Source organism: Soonwooa purpurea, from assembly GCF_053891095.1.
Genome location: NZ_JBSSMA010000003.1, coordinates 115085 through 132849, shown reverse-complemented (window position 1 = coordinate 132849; position 17765 = coordinate 115085). Strand labels below are relative to the sequence as shown.

Below are 17765 nucleotides of genomic sequence, written 5' to 3'. Positions count from 1 at the left end.
TTTTATACAAAAAACAAATTTTTAAACTAATTAAATTATGAAAACAATGACAAAATTAGGATTAGCTGTAATACTATTTATAGCAACCGCAGTGTTTAACAGTGCAATGGCGCAAAAGTACGGCGGAAGTGCCTATGTACAGGTGAAAAATAAAGAAGGAGAAACTATGGTTTTAAATGCGGTAACAGGTTGCAACTATAGTTCGGAGGCAGCAGCTAAAGAATCACTAAGACAGGATTTGTATAGATACCTCGCGGGAAATCAGTCTTTTGCCGGTGCTATTATTTACGATATAAACTGGTGCCACAACAACGACAACAGTAAATATGGGGGTTCGGCTTCTGTAAAAGCTAAAACGAATTCGGGAGAAACAAGAACGCTGAATGTAAATGTAGATTGTAAATACGATACCAAAGCAGAAGCAAAAAAAGAACTAGAACAAGAGTTTTTTAGACACACAGCAGGTAATGAAAAAAGAGTATCTCGATATATTTTTGATATAGACAGCTGCAATTAACCCCACAACTGCAACGGCGTTCTAACACTCCGTTGCAGTTAAAACCTTAAATTTTTAAACATAAAACAAATAAAAAATTATGAAAACAATGACAAAATTAGGATTGGCTGTAACCGTGTTTATGGCAACCGCAGTAAGTAACCACGCACAAGCACAAACCAAAGAGGAAACGATAAGCTGGTTAAAAGAAAAATTGAGTAAGTATATGTATCAGGATAAAGTTAGTAACATAACCCTACATAGTATAGACGAATGCAAAATAGTTTTTAACTATACTTATGGTGGCAATAGGCAGTGCCAACAAATATTGCCCACCACAATTAAAGATATTACTAATGAGGGCGCATTTAGGTATAGTGCACAGGTAGCATCAGATCAAGAGCAAGGAAAAGAAGCTTTTTTCAGTGATTATAGTTACTTAAAACTTAACGAAAGAGAAGAAAACATTAGGGCACGTGTAGAAAAAGCCTTAAAGCATTTGGCAACTTTTTGCCCTAAAAAACAAGAAGCATTTTAATTTTTAAAACTTAGAAATCATGAGAATAAAATTACTATTAATACCATTTTTGTTGCTAACAGGAATGGGATGGGGGCAAGTAATTAATGGCGAAAACATCACTATTGATGCAAGCGTTTCTATTGAAAATATTGAAAGTAATGTAAAAAAGGTGATTATAAATTGCACATTACTAATATGGGAAACGTAAAAGCTGTAAACATTTTAAAAAATGCAACACTTGCAGAACCTTTCAATTTTGACAGTAGTCAAAAAAGTACTCCGTCAAATCCCTCTGATTATATGTATGATTTAAATTTTGATAAAAATACAACATATACTATTAAAATTTTTTCTAAAGATGATCCAAAAGAAAGAACATATGTATTAAAAAGTCAATCTAATTGGGAATGGACAACAACTTTAGGGGCAAATGCAGTTGTGTTTACCAATCGTTCAAAATTTGTATCTGCCGAAAAAGAGTGAGTACATACGGTAGCCGAAATACAAGACAGAAAATCAATAGAACTGATGCCTGCCATTATGTTTACTTTTATGAATAAACAAGAGAATTTTTCTTTTGGCTATACAGGCGGTATAGGTTTCAATTTCGAGGAATTATCTTTATTTACGGGTTTATCTTTAGGTATTGGGCAAAATATTGTTTTAACAGGTGGTGTAGCCGTTCATAAACAAAACCGCCCAAATTCTGATTACTATATCGGGCAAGTCATTGAAAACACTATAACAACATGCGATTTAAATCAGAAACAATATCGTTTCAATCCGTTTTTAGGTTTGTCATTCCGTTTAGATAGTAATCCATTTAAAAGTAAATAATAAAAAAATTTAAAATTCAAATAATATGAAAACAAAAACAATTATTACAGCAATTATATTGCTATTTAGCCTTACAAGCTTTGCGCAAACAAAAAAAGAGCTTACAAAAGAAGAAACGGTAAAATACCTTAATGATGTAAATCTTAAACAATCAAGAGTGGGTGGTAATGTTTCTTTGGATGGTAAAATATTGATAGTTACTGGTTTAAGGAAGGAAATAATGATAGACCAACCATTAATAATCAAAAAAGATGCAATGTATCAAGTAATATTTAAAGATGGGCAGTATGCGATATTTTATACGGACCTCGAAAGTGATGCCCAGCGTATGAAAAATGCGTTAGAACATTTAATAAAACTGCTAAAAGCAGAACCCGAAACCGACCCTTTTGCAAACTAAACTACAACCAAGCCTAACGGCGCTTTTAAAGGCTGTTAGGGTTTATATAAAAACTATGAGTCTATTCAATTTATTCAGCAAAAAAGAAACACCGCCACCCGCCTACCAAGTAGCACAAGAGTGGCATTACCATACGCGCCCGGGCGAGGAAGCATCTACTATAAAAATAACCAAAATAGAATATTATACCGGGGTGGGCTGCATTGTTCATATTGCGATACTCAATGTGAATATTCAAAATCCTCAGCATCCTAACGGATTAAAAGAAATATTGCACATACCTATTGCCGAAGCCGCTTTGCGAAACAGCACCACGCAGCTCAAAGATGATCGCAGCGAATTGCCCGATTACGAGTTTGGTTTTGTGCATTGGAAAAACCTATACGACGAAGAAAAAGCCGGCTATTTTAATACGCCAGTACACGAAATTGTCCATTATTTAGAATCCGGCACTTTTGAAAATAACTAAAAAATTCTAAGCAAAAAAAATAAGTATCATGAACAAGTTAAAAACAAGAATGACAGCAATGTTATTGCTATTTAGCATCTATTCCTTTTCTCAAAACACGATATATTACTACGGACAAAGCGAGAAAAAATTTGAAGAAGGTAATTTGGTTAACAAACTAAAGGAAGGCGAATGGAAAAAATACCATTCCAATGGTAATATTTGGGAAATTGGAAAATATAGCAAGGGGCTAAAAGATGGCGAATGGAAAAGTTATCATCCAGAAGGCGGGATATCAGAACTATGGAATTATAAAAATGGAATTGCAATCGGTGAATCTAAATATATTTTCCAGAACGGAAAAACGCAAATGATCCAAAATTTTGATTCCAAAGGACAGCTTTCTGGGGTACGAAAAACGTATAGTTTTGAAGGGGAACTACGTATTGAAGAAAACTTTTTAAATGGAAACCTCCATGGTATTTATAAAAGATATGCTGAAAAAGGAAGACTTGTTGAAACGGGGGAATACAATAACAGTAAAAAAGTTGGAGTGTGGAAGCTATACAACATCAACGGAGAGATTAAAACTACAAATTATTAATATAATCATGATCACATTAAAAACAACGCTTACGGCAATCCTATTATTTGGAGCAACAATTTTTGCATTTTCTCAAGAGCTTACACTCAAAAAAGTGGGAAATAAATTTGGGTATGAAAATTCTAAAGGAAAAATGGTTATTAAACCTGTTTATGATCATGCCAAAGAATTTTCCGATGAAGGCTGGGCAGAAGTAAATGTAGGGGCTACGGAAAGTGAAATCTTAGGATTAATGGGAGGATTTTGGGGAGTTATAGACGAATCGGGGAAAATTATCGTACCTATAGAATATGATGGGGTGAATTACTTTGCAAATGACAAACTATTTCAAGCCGTGAAGGGCAACAAAGCCTATTTTTATAATAGAAAAGGAAAACTCGTAAAAGTAAAAGATTATACAGATTTAAAAGAATCATTGTTTCAAGACTAATCATTTTACTTAAAATAAATTATTATGAAAAAATGTAATTTCCTTTTTATTTTGCTTTGTTCACTGGCTTCTATTATGGTAGAAGCCTCAAGACCTGCAGTTCAAAAACGCATTGATACAAGCATTCATAAAACAAGTTTCGAAATTACCTACGAAGAATGGATACTGTTTTATGATATGATGAACTTAGCTAACGGTACAGAAGCCAGGAATTTTGTAAAAAATACAGATGTTAAAAAATATACCGCTTCGCATCCGAAAGAGAAAATCATCCTGACTCAGGAAGATGCTGATTTCTTACACCAATGGCTGGCTAAACATCAAAAAGACCAAAACTATTTACAACAAATTTTACAGGAAATTGCCAGTGCGTCTGCACCGACCGCAGCATCTATGTCGCCACTTTGTAGCGAGTTAATGACACCTGCACAAGATACTTCGGAAACTTCCATTGGATACAATTATCAAAATGAACTATGGAAATTAGCTGGCGCCAAGCCTACAATAGACCCAACCGAAGTTGGCAGAGTAAAAGTACAATGCTATTGGAATAAATACAAAAAAGATATCCGTTGTCCTGGGCAAGGATTATCAGATACTGATGATTTAAGTGTTGCCAAACATGCCATGGATACTTCGGGGATTCGTTTTGTAAGAGAACTTGCAATAGCCTATAAAGTTGATTTTAATTTTATAGATGAAAAAGATGGATTAACAGTTTTGGATTTTGTGCAAGGAAGAATTTATATGGCAAATCGTCGAACACCAAAACCAGAACAGACTCTGATTGAATATCAGGCGATTTATGATGCGATTGTAAGAGCAGGCGGTAAACATTCTGAAAACTGGTTAAAGAAAAGAGATACCTATAAATAGAAAAAAGACTTATGAAAAACATAGTGTTACTTTTCTTCTTGTTGATAAGTCAGTTCTCCATAGCACAAAACCACAAAATTGCCCAATTGCTCAACAAACAGTTGCAAAAAGAAGTGACGCATCTTTATACCGATGAAGAAAGAGAAAACTTTATTGTTACTGAGCCTTTCCGTATTGACGAAAACAATGTTTTGCATTTTGGATTTACGATGATTAAAAATGCCGATGGCGAAAAAACAAATATCAAAAGAGAAGTGCCTCTGGACCTAGTAGGAGGTTTTGATAAAGATATGAATGTGTATTTTCATACTTTAGGAAAACACGTTACCGAAACCCGAACCGACTACGATAAAAACGGCATAATCCTGAGAACAAAAACAGACAAAACGCATTTGTTTTCCACCGAAATCAATAAAGAAAGCTACCCCCACCGATTTATGAAACAAATGGCAAAAGCAATAGCAAAAGCAGGTTACGACATCGAATGCAGTTACTGAATTGGCTGTTGAGTTTAAAATAAAAAAATATTTTATGAAAGCACTAATTTATATACTGCTGTTTTTAAGTGTTCAAATGAATGCACAAACCGAAATTAAAGATCGTTTTAGGCTCACGAAAATATATTTACACGAAATACAAAAAGCAGTAGACTATGCGCCCAATACGATGAATCAGAAAATAAACAAACTTAAGCAGGTTATTGATCAAGGCAAACATCAACGTAATATCTTAGAAAAGCAACTCCAAAAAACAAAAAGTGAAAAAGAACAACGAGAAATTATCCGTGATTTTAATTTTATTTTACAATCTGTTATTATGCTTAAAACTGATATTCAAAAAAACTTTCCCGTTTCTTCTGAAATAGATTACCTTAATCGAAATATTCCTCTTCTGATCAATAAATTATAAAAAATGTAGCAAACAGCAGTATTTATTTCTTGTTATTAATCAGAATTAATTTTTATGTCCAAGATCTGTATCTTAACTTTGTGACAATAAAATTTTTAAAATGGTAAAAAGATTAGGAATTGCTGCCGCGATTGCTTTTTTAGGAATATTTCAGGCGTCGGCTCAAACAAAACTAGAGCGCCCAAAGTTGGTGGTAGGCTTGGTTATAGATCAAATGCGTTGGGATTATCTCTATCGTTATTATGATAAATTTCAAGCTGATGGTTTCAAGAGAATGCTTCAACAGGGCTATTCTTTCAACAATGTTATGATTCCGTATTTACCGACGGTTACCGCCATTGGTCACACCAGTATATACACGGGTTCTGTACCTTCCATTCATGGGATTGCAGGAAACGACTGGACGGATAAGGAGACCGGAAAAAGCGTTTATTGTACTACCGATACAGCGTACAAAGGTGTTGGGACAACCTCTGAAAAGATCGGTGCACATTCCCCCAGAAATCTATGGAGTACAACCATTACCGATCAGTTGGGCATCGCCACTAATTTTAAATCGAAAGTCGTGGGCGTTTCTTTGAAAGACCGCGCTTCCATTTTACCAGCTGGTCACAATCCAACGGGTGCTTTTTGGTTTGATGAAACCACAGGGAATTTCATTACCAGCACTTATTATATGCAGGATTTACCGAAATGGGTGAACGATTTTAATGCTAAAAATCTCGCTAAAGAATTGGTTTCTAAAGGTTGGAATACCTTATTGCCAATTGAACAATACACCGAAAGCTCCAGAGATGACGTTCCTTGGGAAAGTCTTTTGGGATCGGCAACGAAACCTGTTTTTCCGTACAATAATCTGTCTACAGATTATGATAAAAAGAAAGGCGTTCTGAGAACAACACCTTTCGGAAATACCTATACGCTGAAGTTTGCAGAAGCTTCCGTGGATGGCTATCAATTGGGTGCGGATGAAATCACCGATTTTTTAGCAATTAATATTGCCTCTACAGATTATGTTGGTCACGCTTTTGGACCCAATTCTATCGAAGTTGAAGATACTTATTTAAGACTCGACCGCGATTTGGCAGCGTTTTTCAAAATGTTAGACAAAAAGGTAGGGAAGGATAATTATTTGGTGTTCTTGTCTGCGGATCACGGTGGTGCGCATTCTGTGGGTTATTTGCAAGAGAACAAAATGCCAACAGGTTTCTTTGGTGAAGGTTTAAAAAAATCAATCAACGAAGAACTGGAAAAGAAATTTGGAGCCGCTGGTTTGGTGATGGAAATCGACAATTATCAAGTTTATACCCATGATAAACTCATTGCTGAAAAGAGTTTGGATCTTGATGATGTTAAAAAAGCCATTATTTCGCATTTGCAAAAATTACCGGAAATTTTGTACGCCGTAGATATGACGGAAATTGGAGAAGCACCCATTCCAGAGCCAATAAAAACAAGAACGATTAATGGCTACAATTGGAAAAGAAGCGGCGATATACAAATGGTGACCAAAGACGGCTATTTGGCTTATTATGCTAAAAAAGGAACCACACATTCTGTTTGGAATTCTTATGATGCGCATATTCCATTGATATTCATGGGCTGGAAAGTTAAAAATGGTGAAAGCAATAAACCGTATTATATGACCGACATTGCACCTACTTTAGCTCAGTTTTTAAAAATTGAAAATCCAAGCGGAAACATTGGAGAACCTATTGTTGAGGTTTTAGGGAAATAACTTTTTATAAAAATGAATTTTGGTACAATATTTACTAATGTTTTGGAGTTAAATACAAATATTAAAAAAAATCCAAAATTCAAACCTATGAAAAAATTATTTTTAGCAGCATCAGCTACATTGTTATTGACTGCAATCTCTTGTAAAAAAGAAACCAGTACACTTGTTACGACTGATAATAATACAGATACTGTAGCAGTTGTACACACTGAAGAAACTACTGTAATGACAGAGACAGAAGCGAAAGCTAAAGTTGATCAGGCGAAAGCAGATCTGGACGCTGCAATCAAAAAAGGCGATAAAGTTGCTGAGGAGAGTGCAAGAAAAACATTGTCTGATGCAGAGCTAGCTTGGGAGCATACTAAAGCCGCTGTTAATTCAGCCGCACAAGATGTAAAAGTTGGGGTTAACAACGCGGTAGAAAAAACGAATGAAGCGGCAAAAGATGCTAAAAAAGATTTGAAAACTGTGACAGAAAATGTAAAAAGCGACGTTAACAAAGCTGCACAAGATACAAAAGATGCTACCAAAAAAGCTGCTTCTGATGTTAAAGATGCATACAACAAAACTTTAGAAAATGCAAAAGCAAAGTAGTTAACCAGCATTATAATAATGAAACCGAAGAATACTCTTCGGTTTTTTTTGTATAAAAAGGGAAGCTATTAACTTCCCTTAACAATTATAAAAGTAGCCAATTGATTAATTAACCAATAGATTTTTAGTAAATGAAACGCCGTCTTTAACAATGTTCACAAGATATTTTCCTGGAGTTAAATTGTTAATTGACAGATTGATATTTTTAGAAGAAGATTTAAGACTTCCATAATTTTTAACTTCTCTACCAGCCATGTCAAAAATTGTAACACTGTAATTGCCATCATCAACAAGTTTGATATTAAATTCAGATTTAGCAGGGTTAGGATAGATTAAGGTATTTGCGCCAATTTTTGAAACATCGCTCACTGCTAAAGTTTTGGTTAGTTTAGTGGCTTGCAAGATGGTTCCGTCCGTTCCGTCAAGTAGTAGTAATACGGCACTTAATTTATCCACATTAAAATTAGATGGAATGCTGTAATTAAAAGTAAAATTAGCCGCCGAACCATCTGTAATATTTGTTGGGATTGATCCGTTTTGTCCTTTATATCCACCTAGAATAGCTCTACCAACGTGATCGTAAACCATTTGGTTTGCAGGGACTGGATTTGGTAAACTTTCATAGCCTCCCATTTCTCCATTGCCACCACCGGCATAATAGTTAGATTGTCTGTATCCGCTAGCCGTTCCTTTTACACCATCTTCTACAATAATAACAGATAGTTTGTAATTGGCATTTGGATTATTAATAAAAAATTGAGAGTTGGCGTTCGCAGTTAATTGTGTTCCATCAATATTAAAACTTCCTGATAATATAGCTGGTGCAGGAATAGTTCTTCTTGTAAGAACGTAATTTCCTATTGAGTTAGGGTTGATATCAACACCTTTTAGTTCTCTGTCAACATTCATCCCTGGAAATCCACCAAAAGCAGCGCCACTATTATATTCGGCAACAACCATTGGGTCGCCATTATGAACACCGATACTGATCTGGTCATCTGGATATTCTTGGTTAACTTGTTCTAGTGCAACCATCCCTCTAGGACACCAGCCGCACCATGTGCCTGTACCTTCTTCAAAAACGACTTTTTTTGAAATCTGCTGAGAAACAATGCTGTTTTGTAAGTTTATTGTATTGTCCGCAGGGTTAGAATCGGGAGTGTCGTTAACTTGAGTAATGGACAGTGTAATATTTCTGGTCATAACTGTAGGATCGCTAAAAGAAACCGCGATAGGATGGGTAACTTCTCGTTGCTGGCCTGCACTTAGATAGGCCGTGATTCTTTGTTTGCGTTCGCTTGTACCATCGTTCCAACTAATTTCAACTGAGCTGATGGAGTTGGTTCCTACATTTTTTATTGTAGCTTTAATGAAAGTTTCTCCGCCAGGTAGTAAAAACTTGTCGAGTTTAGCACTTACAATTTTAACATCGTTGGTTGCAAAAACATTTTTTGATTCTACATTAAAATTAGTCCCATTGTCTGGGAGGTTCATCGTACTAGCATTAGCAAAAGTAGTTATGCATAATGCTATTGCTAAAAGATAGTTTTTCTTCATAATAAATTTATTTAGATTATTTTTTTAAACCTATATTAAACTCAAAAAGATATGTTTTTTCCATAATGAAAAAAACATATCTATAAAGTATTACTAGACAGAAGTAATATTTCTGTTTAGTAATTTAAAATTACTTAACCAACAGATCTTTTGTAAAAGACACACCATCTTTTGCAATATTGATCATATATTTTCCAGGTAGTAAATTAATCGGAACATTGATATTCTTGGATGAAGAGTTCATTGTACCATAATTTTTCACCTCGCGTCCTGACATATCATAAATGCTTACTGTATATTTACCATCGTCAACAAGTTTGATATTGAATTCAGATTTTGCTGGATTAGGATAAATTAACGTGTTAGCTCCGATTTTTGAGATATCATTAACTGCGAGTGTTTTATTAAGTTTTGTCGCATTAAGGATGCTTCCGTCATTAGCATCGATTAATAACAATACAGCACTCATTTTATCGGCATTATAAGCCGCTGGAATTGTATAACTAAATGTATAGTTTGCAGTAGATCCATCTGTGATTGCTGTAGGAACAGATCCTGCCTGCCCTGCATAACCGCCTAACAATGCTCTACCGACATGGTCGTATATCATTTGTGATGCTGGGACAGGACTTGGTAGACTTTCGAATCCTCCCATTGGTCCGTTACCACCGCCAGCGTAATAATTAACTTGTCCATAATTAGAACTTGTGCCCTTCACGCCATCTTCTACTACTACAACGCCCATTTTGAAATTGGTCGAAGAATTATTGATATAGAATTGTGCGCTAACATTAGCTGTAAGTTCTGAACCAGAAATGGTATAATCTCCAGAAAGTTTAACTGGTGTAGGCAGATTTTTTCTGCTAATTACAAAATCGTTAATGCCTGCTGGTCCTGGATCTTCGTTCTTTAGTTCTCTATCGATATTCATACCTGGGAAACCAGCAAAAGCAGCTCCTGAGTTGTATGCGGCCAATACCATTGGGTCACCATTATGAACGGCTATACTAATTTGATCATTAGGATAGTCTTGGTTAACTTTGTCTAGCCCCACCATTCCTCGAGGACACCAGCCACACCATGTACCTGTACCTTCTTCAAGAACGACTTTTTTAGCTACGAGTTGGGATGCTACAGAGGTTTTTGCTGTACCAGTATTATCACTTGGATTTGAATCTGTAGAGCCATTAACTTTAGAAATTGTTAAGCTAAAGTTTTTTGTTGTAATATCAGAGTAATTTACTTTTGTTGGATGCGCCACAAGCGCCGAAGCTCCTGGAGCAATATTAGTAGATACAGTCGCAATATGATCTGTTGTACCATCATTCCAATTTAATTCTAAGGAAGTAATAGTATTGGCTCCCATATTTTTAATATTAAACATCAAATCATTTTGACTTCCAGCAACAATGTATTTATCGATGGATGATGAAACGAGTTTAGCATTATTATCTTCTAATGTTTCTATTGAAAGATTGTCGAACAATAGATAATACATATCCGAAGTATTAAAGTGTCTAAAGGATAAATAAACTGTTTGACCAGCGTAGCTAGAAACATCTATAGCCACTTCTTTGATTCCACCTACAAATGGAAGCGTTTCTTCTTTAATAGGTGTTGTGGCAAGCACATCCGCTGCAACATTAGTTGGTGATAAGTAAATTGCATAATGCTCGGAACCATAAGATCCGTTGTATGATGCCACTTGGTATTTTAAGAAAATGTTATTAACACCAGTAGGTAAGGTTATGGGCGTAGAAGTAACCAAATTGTTGGGCGTCAACGGAATGTTTTGATAGGAGTATGATCCTAGCGTTCTGGTACCTAAGCCAGCACTTGGATAAATATTACTAGCATTGGCTACGAAGAACTTTTTCCCATCGCCATCTAGGTCGGTGTTTGTCCAAGTGTTGAAATCTAAAGATTCAAAATTTTGCGAATAATGCACCTGTGCACTAAGCGTGTTGGCGAGCAAAAATGCTGCCGCTACAGTGTAAAGTTTTTTCATAAAAATATTTTGTGATTTGGTTGTGTGTTTTGGGTTGGTGGGGGAAATTATTTCTTCATAATTTTTTGAGTTTGGTTTTTACCGTTCGCATTTTTAATATTCAAAATATAAACACCAGTTGCTAAGTTTTGAACATTAACCTTGTTATCTCCAACTTTAATATCAGAATTCAAAACCAATTTGGAATTCATGTCAAACAACTGGAAACTCGTATTGATTTTAGAATTTAATTCTAAAGAATTGGTAACGACTGTATTTTTAACTAAAACATCTTTAACAGCGTTAACATCTGTTACTGCAAGATTTTTGTCATAGATATATTTTACACGAATTGGCGTTCCTATTTCGTTGTCAAACGCATCTACTTGATAGAATTTGAAAGAAGCACTCATTGGCGCATCATAATCTTTTTGGTTCCATAAGAAGTCATTATCTCCCGAGTTAGAGCCTGGTGCGATAACGTAACCTTCTGGTGGGTAGTTAAAATTAAGCATTACGAAAGGCATACAATATCCACCGAAACAGAACTGGAAGCTATCGCCATCGCTATTTTCTAGAGATTCGCAGATCATTTTAACTTTGATGTCTTCTGTAGTTGATGAATTGATTACTCGGTAATACATTTTGCTGGCATCATCATCAAAAGTATTAAAGGAGAATACTGCGCCATCGTTAATAACTGTACCGTCGTGTTTTTTGATAAGCATTTGTGCATTGGATAATGCAAATCCTAAGAATGTTGAAAGGATAAAAAATTTCTTCATAACTCTACTTTTTATAAATTGTTTTACGTTTTTTATAATGTTTCTAATGCGTTTGTTGTGTTAGCCATTGCTTCACGAACATTCAACACTTCGTTTTGCGCATTCATAACGGCAACGATTATTTTTACATTTTCTTTATTAAAATTAGCTGGAATGGTATAGCTAAAGTTTTTGAAATATCCCGTGTTGTTTTGAGAATTAGCATTTGGAATGTTTTCGCCTTTTATAGGCGTTAATGAGGCTCTCAAAACATTATGATTAACATAATTTTCGATAATAGGAACGCCACCATATAAGATTGGTTTTCCACCAGATCCGTTGAAGTAGTTGTGTTGAGGGTAGGTAATTTTATCTTCCACAATATAAGCTACCAATTTTAGATTGTCATAGTTGTCCGCAAAAGCTAGGTTGTACTCACCAGACAAGGTATTGCCTTCTAGTTTTGATGTAATCGCGATACCAATTTTACTATAAGCTTTTATTAAAGATATCGGAAAAGAAACATCCGCAAAATCATTATTCGCTGTGCTCCAGTTCTTTGTACGGTTTAGCAAAATTGTTGGATAGGCCCAAATTTTTAATTCCGAAATAAGGGCTTGCGACGCTTCGCTTGTGAAAGGATCACTTCCTACATTTGGTCCATGGATGCCAAGAATTACTGCTTTGTCATTTTGTTTGATTAAATTATCAAACCTAACACTCGCAATAGGACAGTTACCACACCAGGTTCCTGTAAAATCTTCATACATGATACGATGTACAAAGTTAACACCTGTTAATGCAATCGCTTTTATGGATAAAACTTTACTTGTAAATTCTTTATAAGTTGCAGTAATCTTATAATCGCCAATAGCTTCTGGGATATAGGTGTTTTCGTCGATTTGTACACCATTAATATAGAATTTCGCTTCCGCAGTTACATCGTTATTAAGATTGTCTGTTAAACTAAATTTTACAGAATTTCCTAACAAAACCGCGTTTTCGCTTGAGGATAATTTAACAAAAGTTACCACATCTCTACCTTCATCACTTTCCGAGCCTGCACATGATTTTAGTAAAATAACAAACAAAGTTAGCAATAGTAATAGTTTCTTCATTTTATACGTAATTTCAAAAGATTTATGTAAAACTAAATATTTTTTCGTTTAATAGGAAATAAAATGATAAAAAAGTGAAAAAAAAATATAATAAACGATATTTGTAAAAAAAAATTAAGTTTTTGAATCTAGAATTAAATTTTTATTAATAGTTTAGTGCTTTAAAAAAATATATAAATCACATATTAAGTATTATGAAGAGATTTGCAATTGGACTAGCGATTATCGGCAGTACTTTATTGAATGCGCAAGCAATTGACAATATTGTAGCAAAAAACATCGAAGGAAAAAATGTTGCACTAAAGGATATGAATAATGAAAAACCTTTAGTAATGAGTTTCTGGGCAACTTGGTGCCTTCCATGCATGGAAGAACTAAATGTTGTTAATGAGAATTTGGAAGAATGGAAAAAAGAAAGAGATTTTGATTTTGTTGCGGTTTCTACAGATGACCCAAGAACTGTTGCTAAAGTGAAGACTGTTGTTAAAGGGAAAGGCTGGGAGTTTGACCAAGTTCTTTTAGATTCTTCTCAATCTATCAAAAGACAACTCAATGTTAACAATGTACCGACTACGCTAGTCTATTATAAAAACAAATTAGTTTATTCTCATGTGGGATATGTGCCAGGTGACGAAGTAACACTTTTTGAAGAACTAAAAAAATTGCAGTAATTTTTTAATATGAAGAAAAAACTACTCCCTATAATAATGCTACTAGGACAAGGTATGATGTATGCCCAGTTCAACGCCAGTTTAGAGTCTAATAATCAATATTATGTAGATGACAAAAAAATAAAACTAGCAGAAACCGAAGCCGACCAAAGATTCCGCTCCAACTCTTACTTAACCATGACTTATAAATATAAGCAATTTACAGTAGGAGCACAGGTAGAATCTTATGAGCCAAAAGCTTTACTCAATTATTCACCAGATTTTAAAAGTGTAAACCTTGGGACTTATTATGTTAACTATAATAACGAAAAAGGGGTTGATGTTACTTTAGGACATTTCTACGAACAATTTGGATCGGGCTTGGCACTCAGAACTTGGGAAGACAGACAATTGGGAATTGCCAACTCCTTAGTCGGTGGTCGCGTCAAATTATCTTTTGCTGATGACTTAGCAACGGTGAAAGCACTTTATGGAAAACAACGTGTTGGGATGGGGTTCGATCTTTCCAAAACCAGCGTTGCTGGTGTTGATGCAGAGTTCCAATTGGCGAAAGCTTTGGGATCGGATAAGTTTGATTCAAATGTTGGATTCAGTTTTGTCAACAAACATGAATCCGAAGATCCTAATTTTATAAATGCACCAGCAGACGTCAATATTTATGGTGTCCGTTGGAATAACGAATACAAAGATTTTTATCTAAACGCAGAATATCTTTATAAAACTAAAGATGCCATCAAAATGGCGTCAGCAGTGGATCCAGTTAACGTATATTCTGGAAATGCCATGAATGTTGTTCTGGGATTTGCAAAGACAGGTTTTGGTATTAGTGGAACGCTTCGTCGTTTGGAAAATTTCAACATCTATTCGGATAGAGAACGTATTGGCAATCAATACAATCAAGCTTTGCTTAACTACACGCCAGCACTTACAAAACAGTTTGACTATAGTTTAGCAAATATCTACGTTTATCAAGCGCAACCACAAATGACTTTCTTCCCACAAAGAAAAGCTGGTGAAATAGGTTCTCAGTTTGACATTAATTACCAGTTCAAAAAAGGCACAGCTCTTGGAGGAAAATATGGTACAGACATCGCAGTCAACTTCGCAAATTGGTATGGACTAAAAGGAAAATACCGTGTCTATGAAGATTATAGCACGGTGGAGACTAAGGCGTTGGATCTTGGAGAACGTTATTATTCAGATTTCAATGTTGACATTAGAAAAAAACTAACACAAAATTGGAATACGGCTTTAATCTATGTTTATCAAGATTATAATACCGACAGAATCCAAGAGACAGAAGGGCATGTGTACGCGACAACAACCGTTTGGGATAACTTATTCAAAATAAATAAAAATTCATTAAAGCTAGAATTACAGCATCAGTGGGCAAATTCGTCTTATAAAAATTGGGCGGCAGCACTCACAGAGTTTAATTTTAAAAAGAATTGGTCTATATTTGTAAGCGATATGTATAATTACGGAAACGATGACAAGGAAAAACAAATGCATTATTATACTTTCGGAGGAGTTTTCAGAAAGAATTCAACAAGAATTCAAGCTTCTTATGGACGTCAAAGAGGTGGGTTGATATGCGTAGGTGGCGTTTGTCGTATGGTTCCGGAAAATACTGGTTTTACGCTTAATATCAATACAACATTCTAGATTAATTTCTTAATATTTAGCAAAAAATGAATTTAAAGAAGATTTTATTATTTCTTTCCTTTATTTTTTCAGTTTTAGTCGTAGCACAAGTTCAGAATCCTGTAAAGTTTCAATTTGATGTTAAAGACTTAGGAAAAGGAGAGTATGAAGCTGTGTTAACTGCAAAAATGGAGGACAAATGGCATATCTATTCACAAGATTTGCCAGAAGATTCTGGATTTCCAACAGAATTTAAGTTGTCTTCAAAACAAGGAATTACAACAATAGGTAAAGTCTTGGAGGTAGGGAAGAAGCATGACGAATATTCCGAAGCTTTCGGGGCGCAGATTGTTTATTACGCCAACCAAGTTTTGTTCAAACAAAAATTTAAAGCTAAAAATCCTGATAAAGATTTTAAAGTTGCGGCAGAAATTACCTATCAAGTTTGTAACGACAGATTGTGTCTTGCGCCAACAACTTTAGAATTCGAAAAAGAGGTTAAAAGCACAACGCCTAAAGTTGAAGATGCTACAAAACCAGAAGAAGCACTTGCTACAACAGATACGGCCTCAGTGGCCATTCCAGAAGCTAATGGCGAAATGACAGTGGTGTCACCTGTTAGCACAAATCACGAAGAACAACTTAAAATTAACTCTTTGGATTTCAGAAATCCATTGACAAATTGTGGTGTTGTACAAGAGCATGCTGGTGGCGATAACAACTGGTTAATCTTAGCGTTAGGTTTTTTGGGTGGACTTATTGCCTTGTTGACACCTTGTGTTTTCCCAATGATTCCTTTGACGGTTTCGTTTTTTACAAAAGGAAGCAAAGACAAAGCAAAAGGAAAACGCGACGCTTTTATTTACGGATTTTTCATCTTATTAATCTTCGTATTATTAAGTATTCCGTTTCATATTATTGATGGTATTTCTGGAAATATCTTTAATCAAATCTCAACAAATATTTGGTTGAATATTTTCTTCTTTATCATCTTTATTTTCTTTGCATTCAGTTTCTTCGGTTATTACGAAATTACCTTACCAAACTGGGTTGCAAACAAATCATCAAAAGCAGAAGAAGCGGGTGGACTTATCGGGATATTCTTCATGGCTTTAACTTTGGTTATCGTCTCGTTTTCGTGTACAGGACCTATTTTGGGAAGTTTGCTAGGAGGCGTTGTTACAGGATCGTCCAATGTGCCGACTTTATTAACTTTTGCATTAGCAGGATTTGGATTGTCTTGGGCATTGGTATTCGGGCTGTTGGCATTGTTCCCGCAAGCATTACAAAGTCTTCCAAAATCAGGTGGCTGGATGAATACTGTGAAGGTTGTTTTAGGATTTATCGAAGTCGCTTTGGCTTTAAAATTCCTTTCAAAAGCAGATTTAGTTTCTAAAACTTTCTTATTAAAAAGAGAACTTTTCATTGTGTTATGGATTGTCATAACTATTGGATTAGTCCTTTATTTATTCGGGAAAATAAGATTCCCACACGATGATAAAGAACCGAAGATTTCTTTAGGAAGAAAATTATTAGGTGTTTTAGGTTTAGGATTTTTAGGATATTTAATTTATGGTCTTATCCCTTCTGACAAACCAAAACTTCAATTGTTAAGTGGCATTCTTCCTCCGATGAATGTAAGTTATTTTCATAATGAAGAAGATGGCGTTTTAGGATTAAAACTGCATCATAATTATTTCGACGCTTTAGAAGAAGCCAAGAAACAAGGCAAACCAGTACTTATCGACTTTACAGGTTATGGTTGCGAAAACTGTCGTAAAATGGAGGAATTCGTTTGGAGTCAGGAAGATATTTTGCCATTATTACAGAACGATGTTGTGATTGCTTCAGTATATGTTGATGACAAAGAAGAATTGCCAGAAGCAGAGCAAATGAAAATTGATATGGGTGGCGGTCAAATGAAGAAAATTAAAACCATTGGTGACAAATGGTCCATGTTCCAACAGGTGAATTTTAATAACAATTCGCAGCCACACTATGTATTGGTAACGCCAGACCAAAAGGTGATTAACACGCCAGTATCAGGCTATATGCCAAAAGATGATTTCAAGAAATTCTTAGAATGTGGAATCAATTATTATAAAAAGAATTAATTCTTGATATAAAGTTTAAGTTTAAGTGAAATCCGCGATTTTGGTCGCGGATTTTTTT

General features: G+C 35.0%; 21 protein-coding genes. 17 read left to right on the top strand and 4 right to left on the bottom strand.

The genetic code is table 11. The annotated features are described in order from the left end of the window. Positions 1-37 precede the first annotated feature (37 nt). From ACVFVN_RS04120 to ACVFVN_RS04055, 14 genes are all read left to right on the top strand, one after another. A complete protein-coding gene (locus ACVFVN_RS04120) occupies positions 38-517 on the top strand; it encodes a hypothetical protein (RefSeq protein WP_456234304.1) in 480 nt (159 codons plus the stop codon). Positions 518-596: 79 nt separating this feature from the next. Next, positions 597-1034: a hypothetical protein gene (locus ACVFVN_RS04115; RefSeq protein WP_456234303.1), complete on the top strand. Its 438-nt coding sequence runs from the start codon at positions 597-599 to the stop codon at positions 1032-1034. A gap of 19 nt (positions 1035-1053) precedes the next feature. Continuing rightward, the gene (locus ACVFVN_RS04110; RefSeq protein ID WP_456234302.1) at positions 1054-1224 is read left to right on the top strand and encodes a hypothetical protein; all 171 of its coding nucleotides are present in this window, start codon (positions 1054-1056) and stop codon (positions 1222-1224) included. After that, positions 1212-1499, top strand: coding sequence for a hypothetical protein (locus tag ACVFVN_RS04105; protein WP_456234301.1), 288 nt, complete (start codon positions 1212-1214; stop codon positions 1497-1499). The genes ACVFVN_RS04110 and ACVFVN_RS04105 overlap by 13 nt, the downstream gene beginning before the upstream one ends. 69 nt (positions 1500-1568) lie before the next feature. Further along, complete coding sequence (locus ACVFVN_RS04100; RefSeq protein WP_456234300.1) at positions 1569-1853, top strand: hypothetical protein; 285 nt, start codon at positions 1569-1571, stop codon at positions 1851-1853. A gap of 25 nt (positions 1854-1878) precedes the next feature. After that, complete coding sequence (locus ACVFVN_RS04095) at positions 1879-2253, top strand: hypothetical protein (protein WP_456234299.1); 375 nt, start codon at positions 1879-1881, stop codon at positions 2251-2253. 55 nt (positions 2254-2308) lie between these two features. Beyond that, on the top strand, positions 2309-2722 hold the full coding sequence (locus ACVFVN_RS04090) for a hypothetical protein (RefSeq protein WP_456234298.1): 414 nt from the start codon (positions 2309-2311) through the stop codon (positions 2720-2722). A 28-nt stretch (positions 2723-2750) separates the two neighbouring features. Continuing rightward, positions 2751-3305, top strand: a complete 555-nt coding sequence (locus ACVFVN_RS04085; RefSeq protein WP_456234297.1) for a toxin-antitoxin system YwqK family antitoxin — start codon at positions 2751-2753, stop codon at positions 3303-3305. A gap of 7 nt (positions 3306-3312) precedes the next feature. Beyond that, a complete protein-coding gene (locus ACVFVN_RS04080) occupies positions 3313-3735 on the top strand; it encodes a WG repeat-containing protein (protein ID WP_456234296.1) in 423 nt (140 codons plus the stop codon). Positions 3736-3759: 24 nt separating this feature from the next. Beyond that, the gene (locus ACVFVN_RS04075) at positions 3760-4611 is read left to right on the top strand and encodes a hypothetical protein (RefSeq protein ID WP_456234295.1); all 852 of its coding nucleotides are present in this window, start codon (positions 3760-3762) and stop codon (positions 4609-4611) included. A gap of 11 nt (positions 4612-4622) precedes the next feature. Beyond that, complete coding sequence (locus tag ACVFVN_RS04070) at positions 4623-5108, top strand: hypothetical protein (protein WP_456234294.1); 486 nt, start codon at positions 4623-4625, stop codon at positions 5106-5108. 34 nt (positions 5109-5142) lie between these two features. Then, positions 5143-5520: a hypothetical protein gene (locus tag ACVFVN_RS04065; RefSeq protein ID WP_456234293.1), complete on the top strand. Its 378-nt coding sequence runs from the start codon at positions 5143-5145 to the stop codon at positions 5518-5520. A gap of 100 nt (positions 5521-5620) precedes the next feature. Further along, positions 5621-7258: an alkaline phosphatase PafA gene (gene pafA, locus ACVFVN_RS04060; RefSeq protein ID WP_456234292.1), complete on the top strand. Its 1638-nt coding sequence runs from the start codon at positions 5621-5623 to the stop codon at positions 7256-7258. Positions 7259-7345: 87 nt separating this feature from the next. Beyond that, positions 7346-7852 (top strand): hypothetical protein, encoded by a 507-nt coding sequence (locus ACVFVN_RS04055; protein WP_456234291.1) that lies wholly within the window; start codon positions 7346-7348, stop codon positions 7850-7852. A 105-nt stretch (positions 7853-7957) separates the two neighbouring features. On the opposite strand, the gene ACVFVN_RS04050 is transcribed toward ACVFVN_RS04055, so the two are convergent. The 4 genes from ACVFVN_RS04050 to ACVFVN_RS04035 form a co-directional block, all read right to left on the bottom strand. Continuing rightward, positions 7958-9409, bottom strand: a complete 1452-nt coding sequence (locus tag ACVFVN_RS04050; RefSeq protein ID WP_456234290.1) for a T9SS type A sorting domain-containing protein — start codon at positions 9407-9409, stop codon at positions 7958-7960. Positions 9410-9539: 130 nt separating this feature from the next. Then, positions 9540-11417: an Omp28-related outer membrane protein gene (locus ACVFVN_RS04045; protein ID WP_456234289.1), complete on the bottom strand. Its 1878-nt coding sequence runs from the start codon at positions 11415-11417 to the stop codon at positions 9540-9542. A 47-nt stretch (positions 11418-11464) separates the two neighbouring features. Further along, a complete protein-coding gene (locus ACVFVN_RS04040; RefSeq protein ID WP_165131713.1) occupies positions 11465-12181 on the bottom strand; it encodes a T9SS type A sorting domain-containing protein in 717 nt (238 codons plus the stop codon). Between the two features lie 32 nt (positions 12182-12213). Beyond that, positions 12214-13278, bottom strand: coding sequence for an Omp28-related outer membrane protein (locus tag ACVFVN_RS04035; RefSeq protein ID WP_456234288.1), 1065 nt, complete (start codon positions 13276-13278; stop codon positions 12214-12216). Between the two features lie 194 nt (positions 13279-13472). On the opposite strand from ACVFVN_RS04035, the gene ACVFVN_RS04030 reads away from it, so the two are divergent. The 3 genes from ACVFVN_RS04030 to ACVFVN_RS04020 are packed head-to-tail and all read left to right on the top strand — an operon-like array spanning position 13473 to position 17707. After that, a complete protein-coding gene (locus ACVFVN_RS04030) occupies positions 13473-13949 on the top strand; it encodes a TlpA family protein disulfide reductase (protein ID WP_165131709.1) in 477 nt (158 codons plus the stop codon). Between the two features lie 9 nt (positions 13950-13958). Next, positions 13959-15614, top strand: a complete 1656-nt coding sequence (locus ACVFVN_RS04025; protein WP_456234287.1) for a DUF6029 family protein — start codon at positions 13959-13961, stop codon at positions 15612-15614. A gap of 26 nt (positions 15615-15640) precedes the next feature. Next, the gene (locus ACVFVN_RS04020; protein WP_456234286.1) at positions 15641-17707 is read left to right on the top strand and encodes a protein-disulfide reductase DsbD family protein; all 2067 of its coding nucleotides are present in this window, start codon (positions 15641-15643) and stop codon (positions 17705-17707) included. The last annotated feature ends 58 nt before the right edge of the window (positions 17708-17765 follow it).

Excerpts from the sequence above, each read along its gene's own strand:
- ACVFVN_RS04115 (WP_456234303.1), top strand. The coding sequence starts at position 597 with ATGAAAACAATGACAAAATTAGGATTGGCTGTAACCGTGTTTATGGCA.
- ACVFVN_RS04035 (WP_456234288.1), bottom strand. The coding sequence starts at position 13,278 with ATGAAGAAACTATTACTATTGCTAACTTTGTTTGTTATTTTACTAAAA.
- ACVFVN_RS04100 (WP_456234300.1), top strand. The coding sequence starts at position 1,569 with ATGAATAAACAAGAGAATTTTTCTTTTGGCTATACAGGCGGTATAGGT.
- ACVFVN_RS04055 (WP_456234291.1), top strand. The coding sequence starts at position 7,346 with ATGAAAAAATTATTTTTAGCAGCATCAGCTACATTGTTATTGACTGCA.
- ACVFVN_RS04065 (WP_456234293.1), top strand. The coding sequence starts at position 5,143 with ATGAAAGCACTAATTTATATACTGCTGTTTTTAAGTGTTCAAATGAAT.
- ACVFVN_RS04090 (WP_456234298.1), top strand. The coding sequence starts at position 2,309 with ATGAGTCTATTCAATTTATTCAGCAAAAAAGAAACACCGCCACCCGCC.
- ACVFVN_RS04105 (WP_456234301.1), top strand. The coding sequence starts at position 1,212 with ATGGGAAACGTAAAAGCTGTAAACATTTTAAAAAATGCAACACTTGCA.
- ACVFVN_RS04020 (WP_456234286.1), top strand. The coding sequence starts at position 15,641 with ATGAATTTAAAGAAGATTTTATTATTTCTTTCCTTTATTTTTTCAGTT.
- pafA (WP_456234292.1), top strand. The coding sequence starts at position 5,621 with ATGGTAAAAAGATTAGGAATTGCTGCCGCGATTGCTTTTTTAGGAATA.
- ACVFVN_RS04050 (WP_456234290.1), bottom strand. The coding sequence starts at position 9,409 with ATGAAGAAAAACTATCTTTTAGCAATAGCATTATGCATAACTACTTTT.
- ACVFVN_RS04080 (WP_456234296.1), top strand. The coding sequence starts at position 3,313 with ATGATCACATTAAAAACAACGCTTACGGCAATCCTATTATTTGGAGCA.
- ACVFVN_RS04070 (WP_456234294.1), top strand. The coding sequence starts at position 4,623 with ATGAAAAACATAGTGTTACTTTTCTTCTTGTTGATAAGTCAGTTCTCC.
- ACVFVN_RS04045 (WP_456234289.1), bottom strand. The coding sequence starts at position 11,417 with ATGAAAAAACTTTACACTGTAGCGGCAGCATTTTTGCTCGCCAACACG.
- ACVFVN_RS04095 (WP_456234299.1), top strand. The coding sequence starts at position 1,879 with ATGAAAACAAAAACAATTATTACAGCAATTATATTGCTATTTAGCCTT.
- ACVFVN_RS04085 (WP_456234297.1), top strand. The coding sequence starts at position 2,751 with ATGAACAAGTTAAAAACAAGAATGACAGCAATGTTATTGCTATTTAGC.
- ACVFVN_RS04025 (WP_456234287.1), top strand. The coding sequence starts at position 13,959 with ATGAAGAAAAAACTACTCCCTATAATAATGCTACTAGGACAAGGTATG.
- ACVFVN_RS04030 (WP_165131709.1), top strand. The coding sequence starts at position 13,473 with ATGAAGAGATTTGCAATTGGACTAGCGATTATCGGCAGTACTTTATTG.
- ACVFVN_RS04110 (WP_456234302.1), top strand. The coding sequence starts at position 1,054 with ATGAGAATAAAATTACTATTAATACCATTTTTGTTGCTAACAGGAATG.
- ACVFVN_RS04040 (WP_165131713.1), bottom strand. The coding sequence starts at position 12,181 with ATGAAGAAATTTTTTATCCTTTCAACATTCTTAGGATTTGCATTATCC.
- ACVFVN_RS04075 (WP_456234295.1), top strand. The coding sequence starts at position 3,760 with ATGAAAAAATGTAATTTCCTTTTTATTTTGCTTTGTTCACTGGCTTCT.
- ACVFVN_RS04120 (WP_456234304.1), top strand. The coding sequence starts at position 38 with ATGAAAACAATGACAAAATTAGGATTAGCTGTAATACTATTTATAGCA.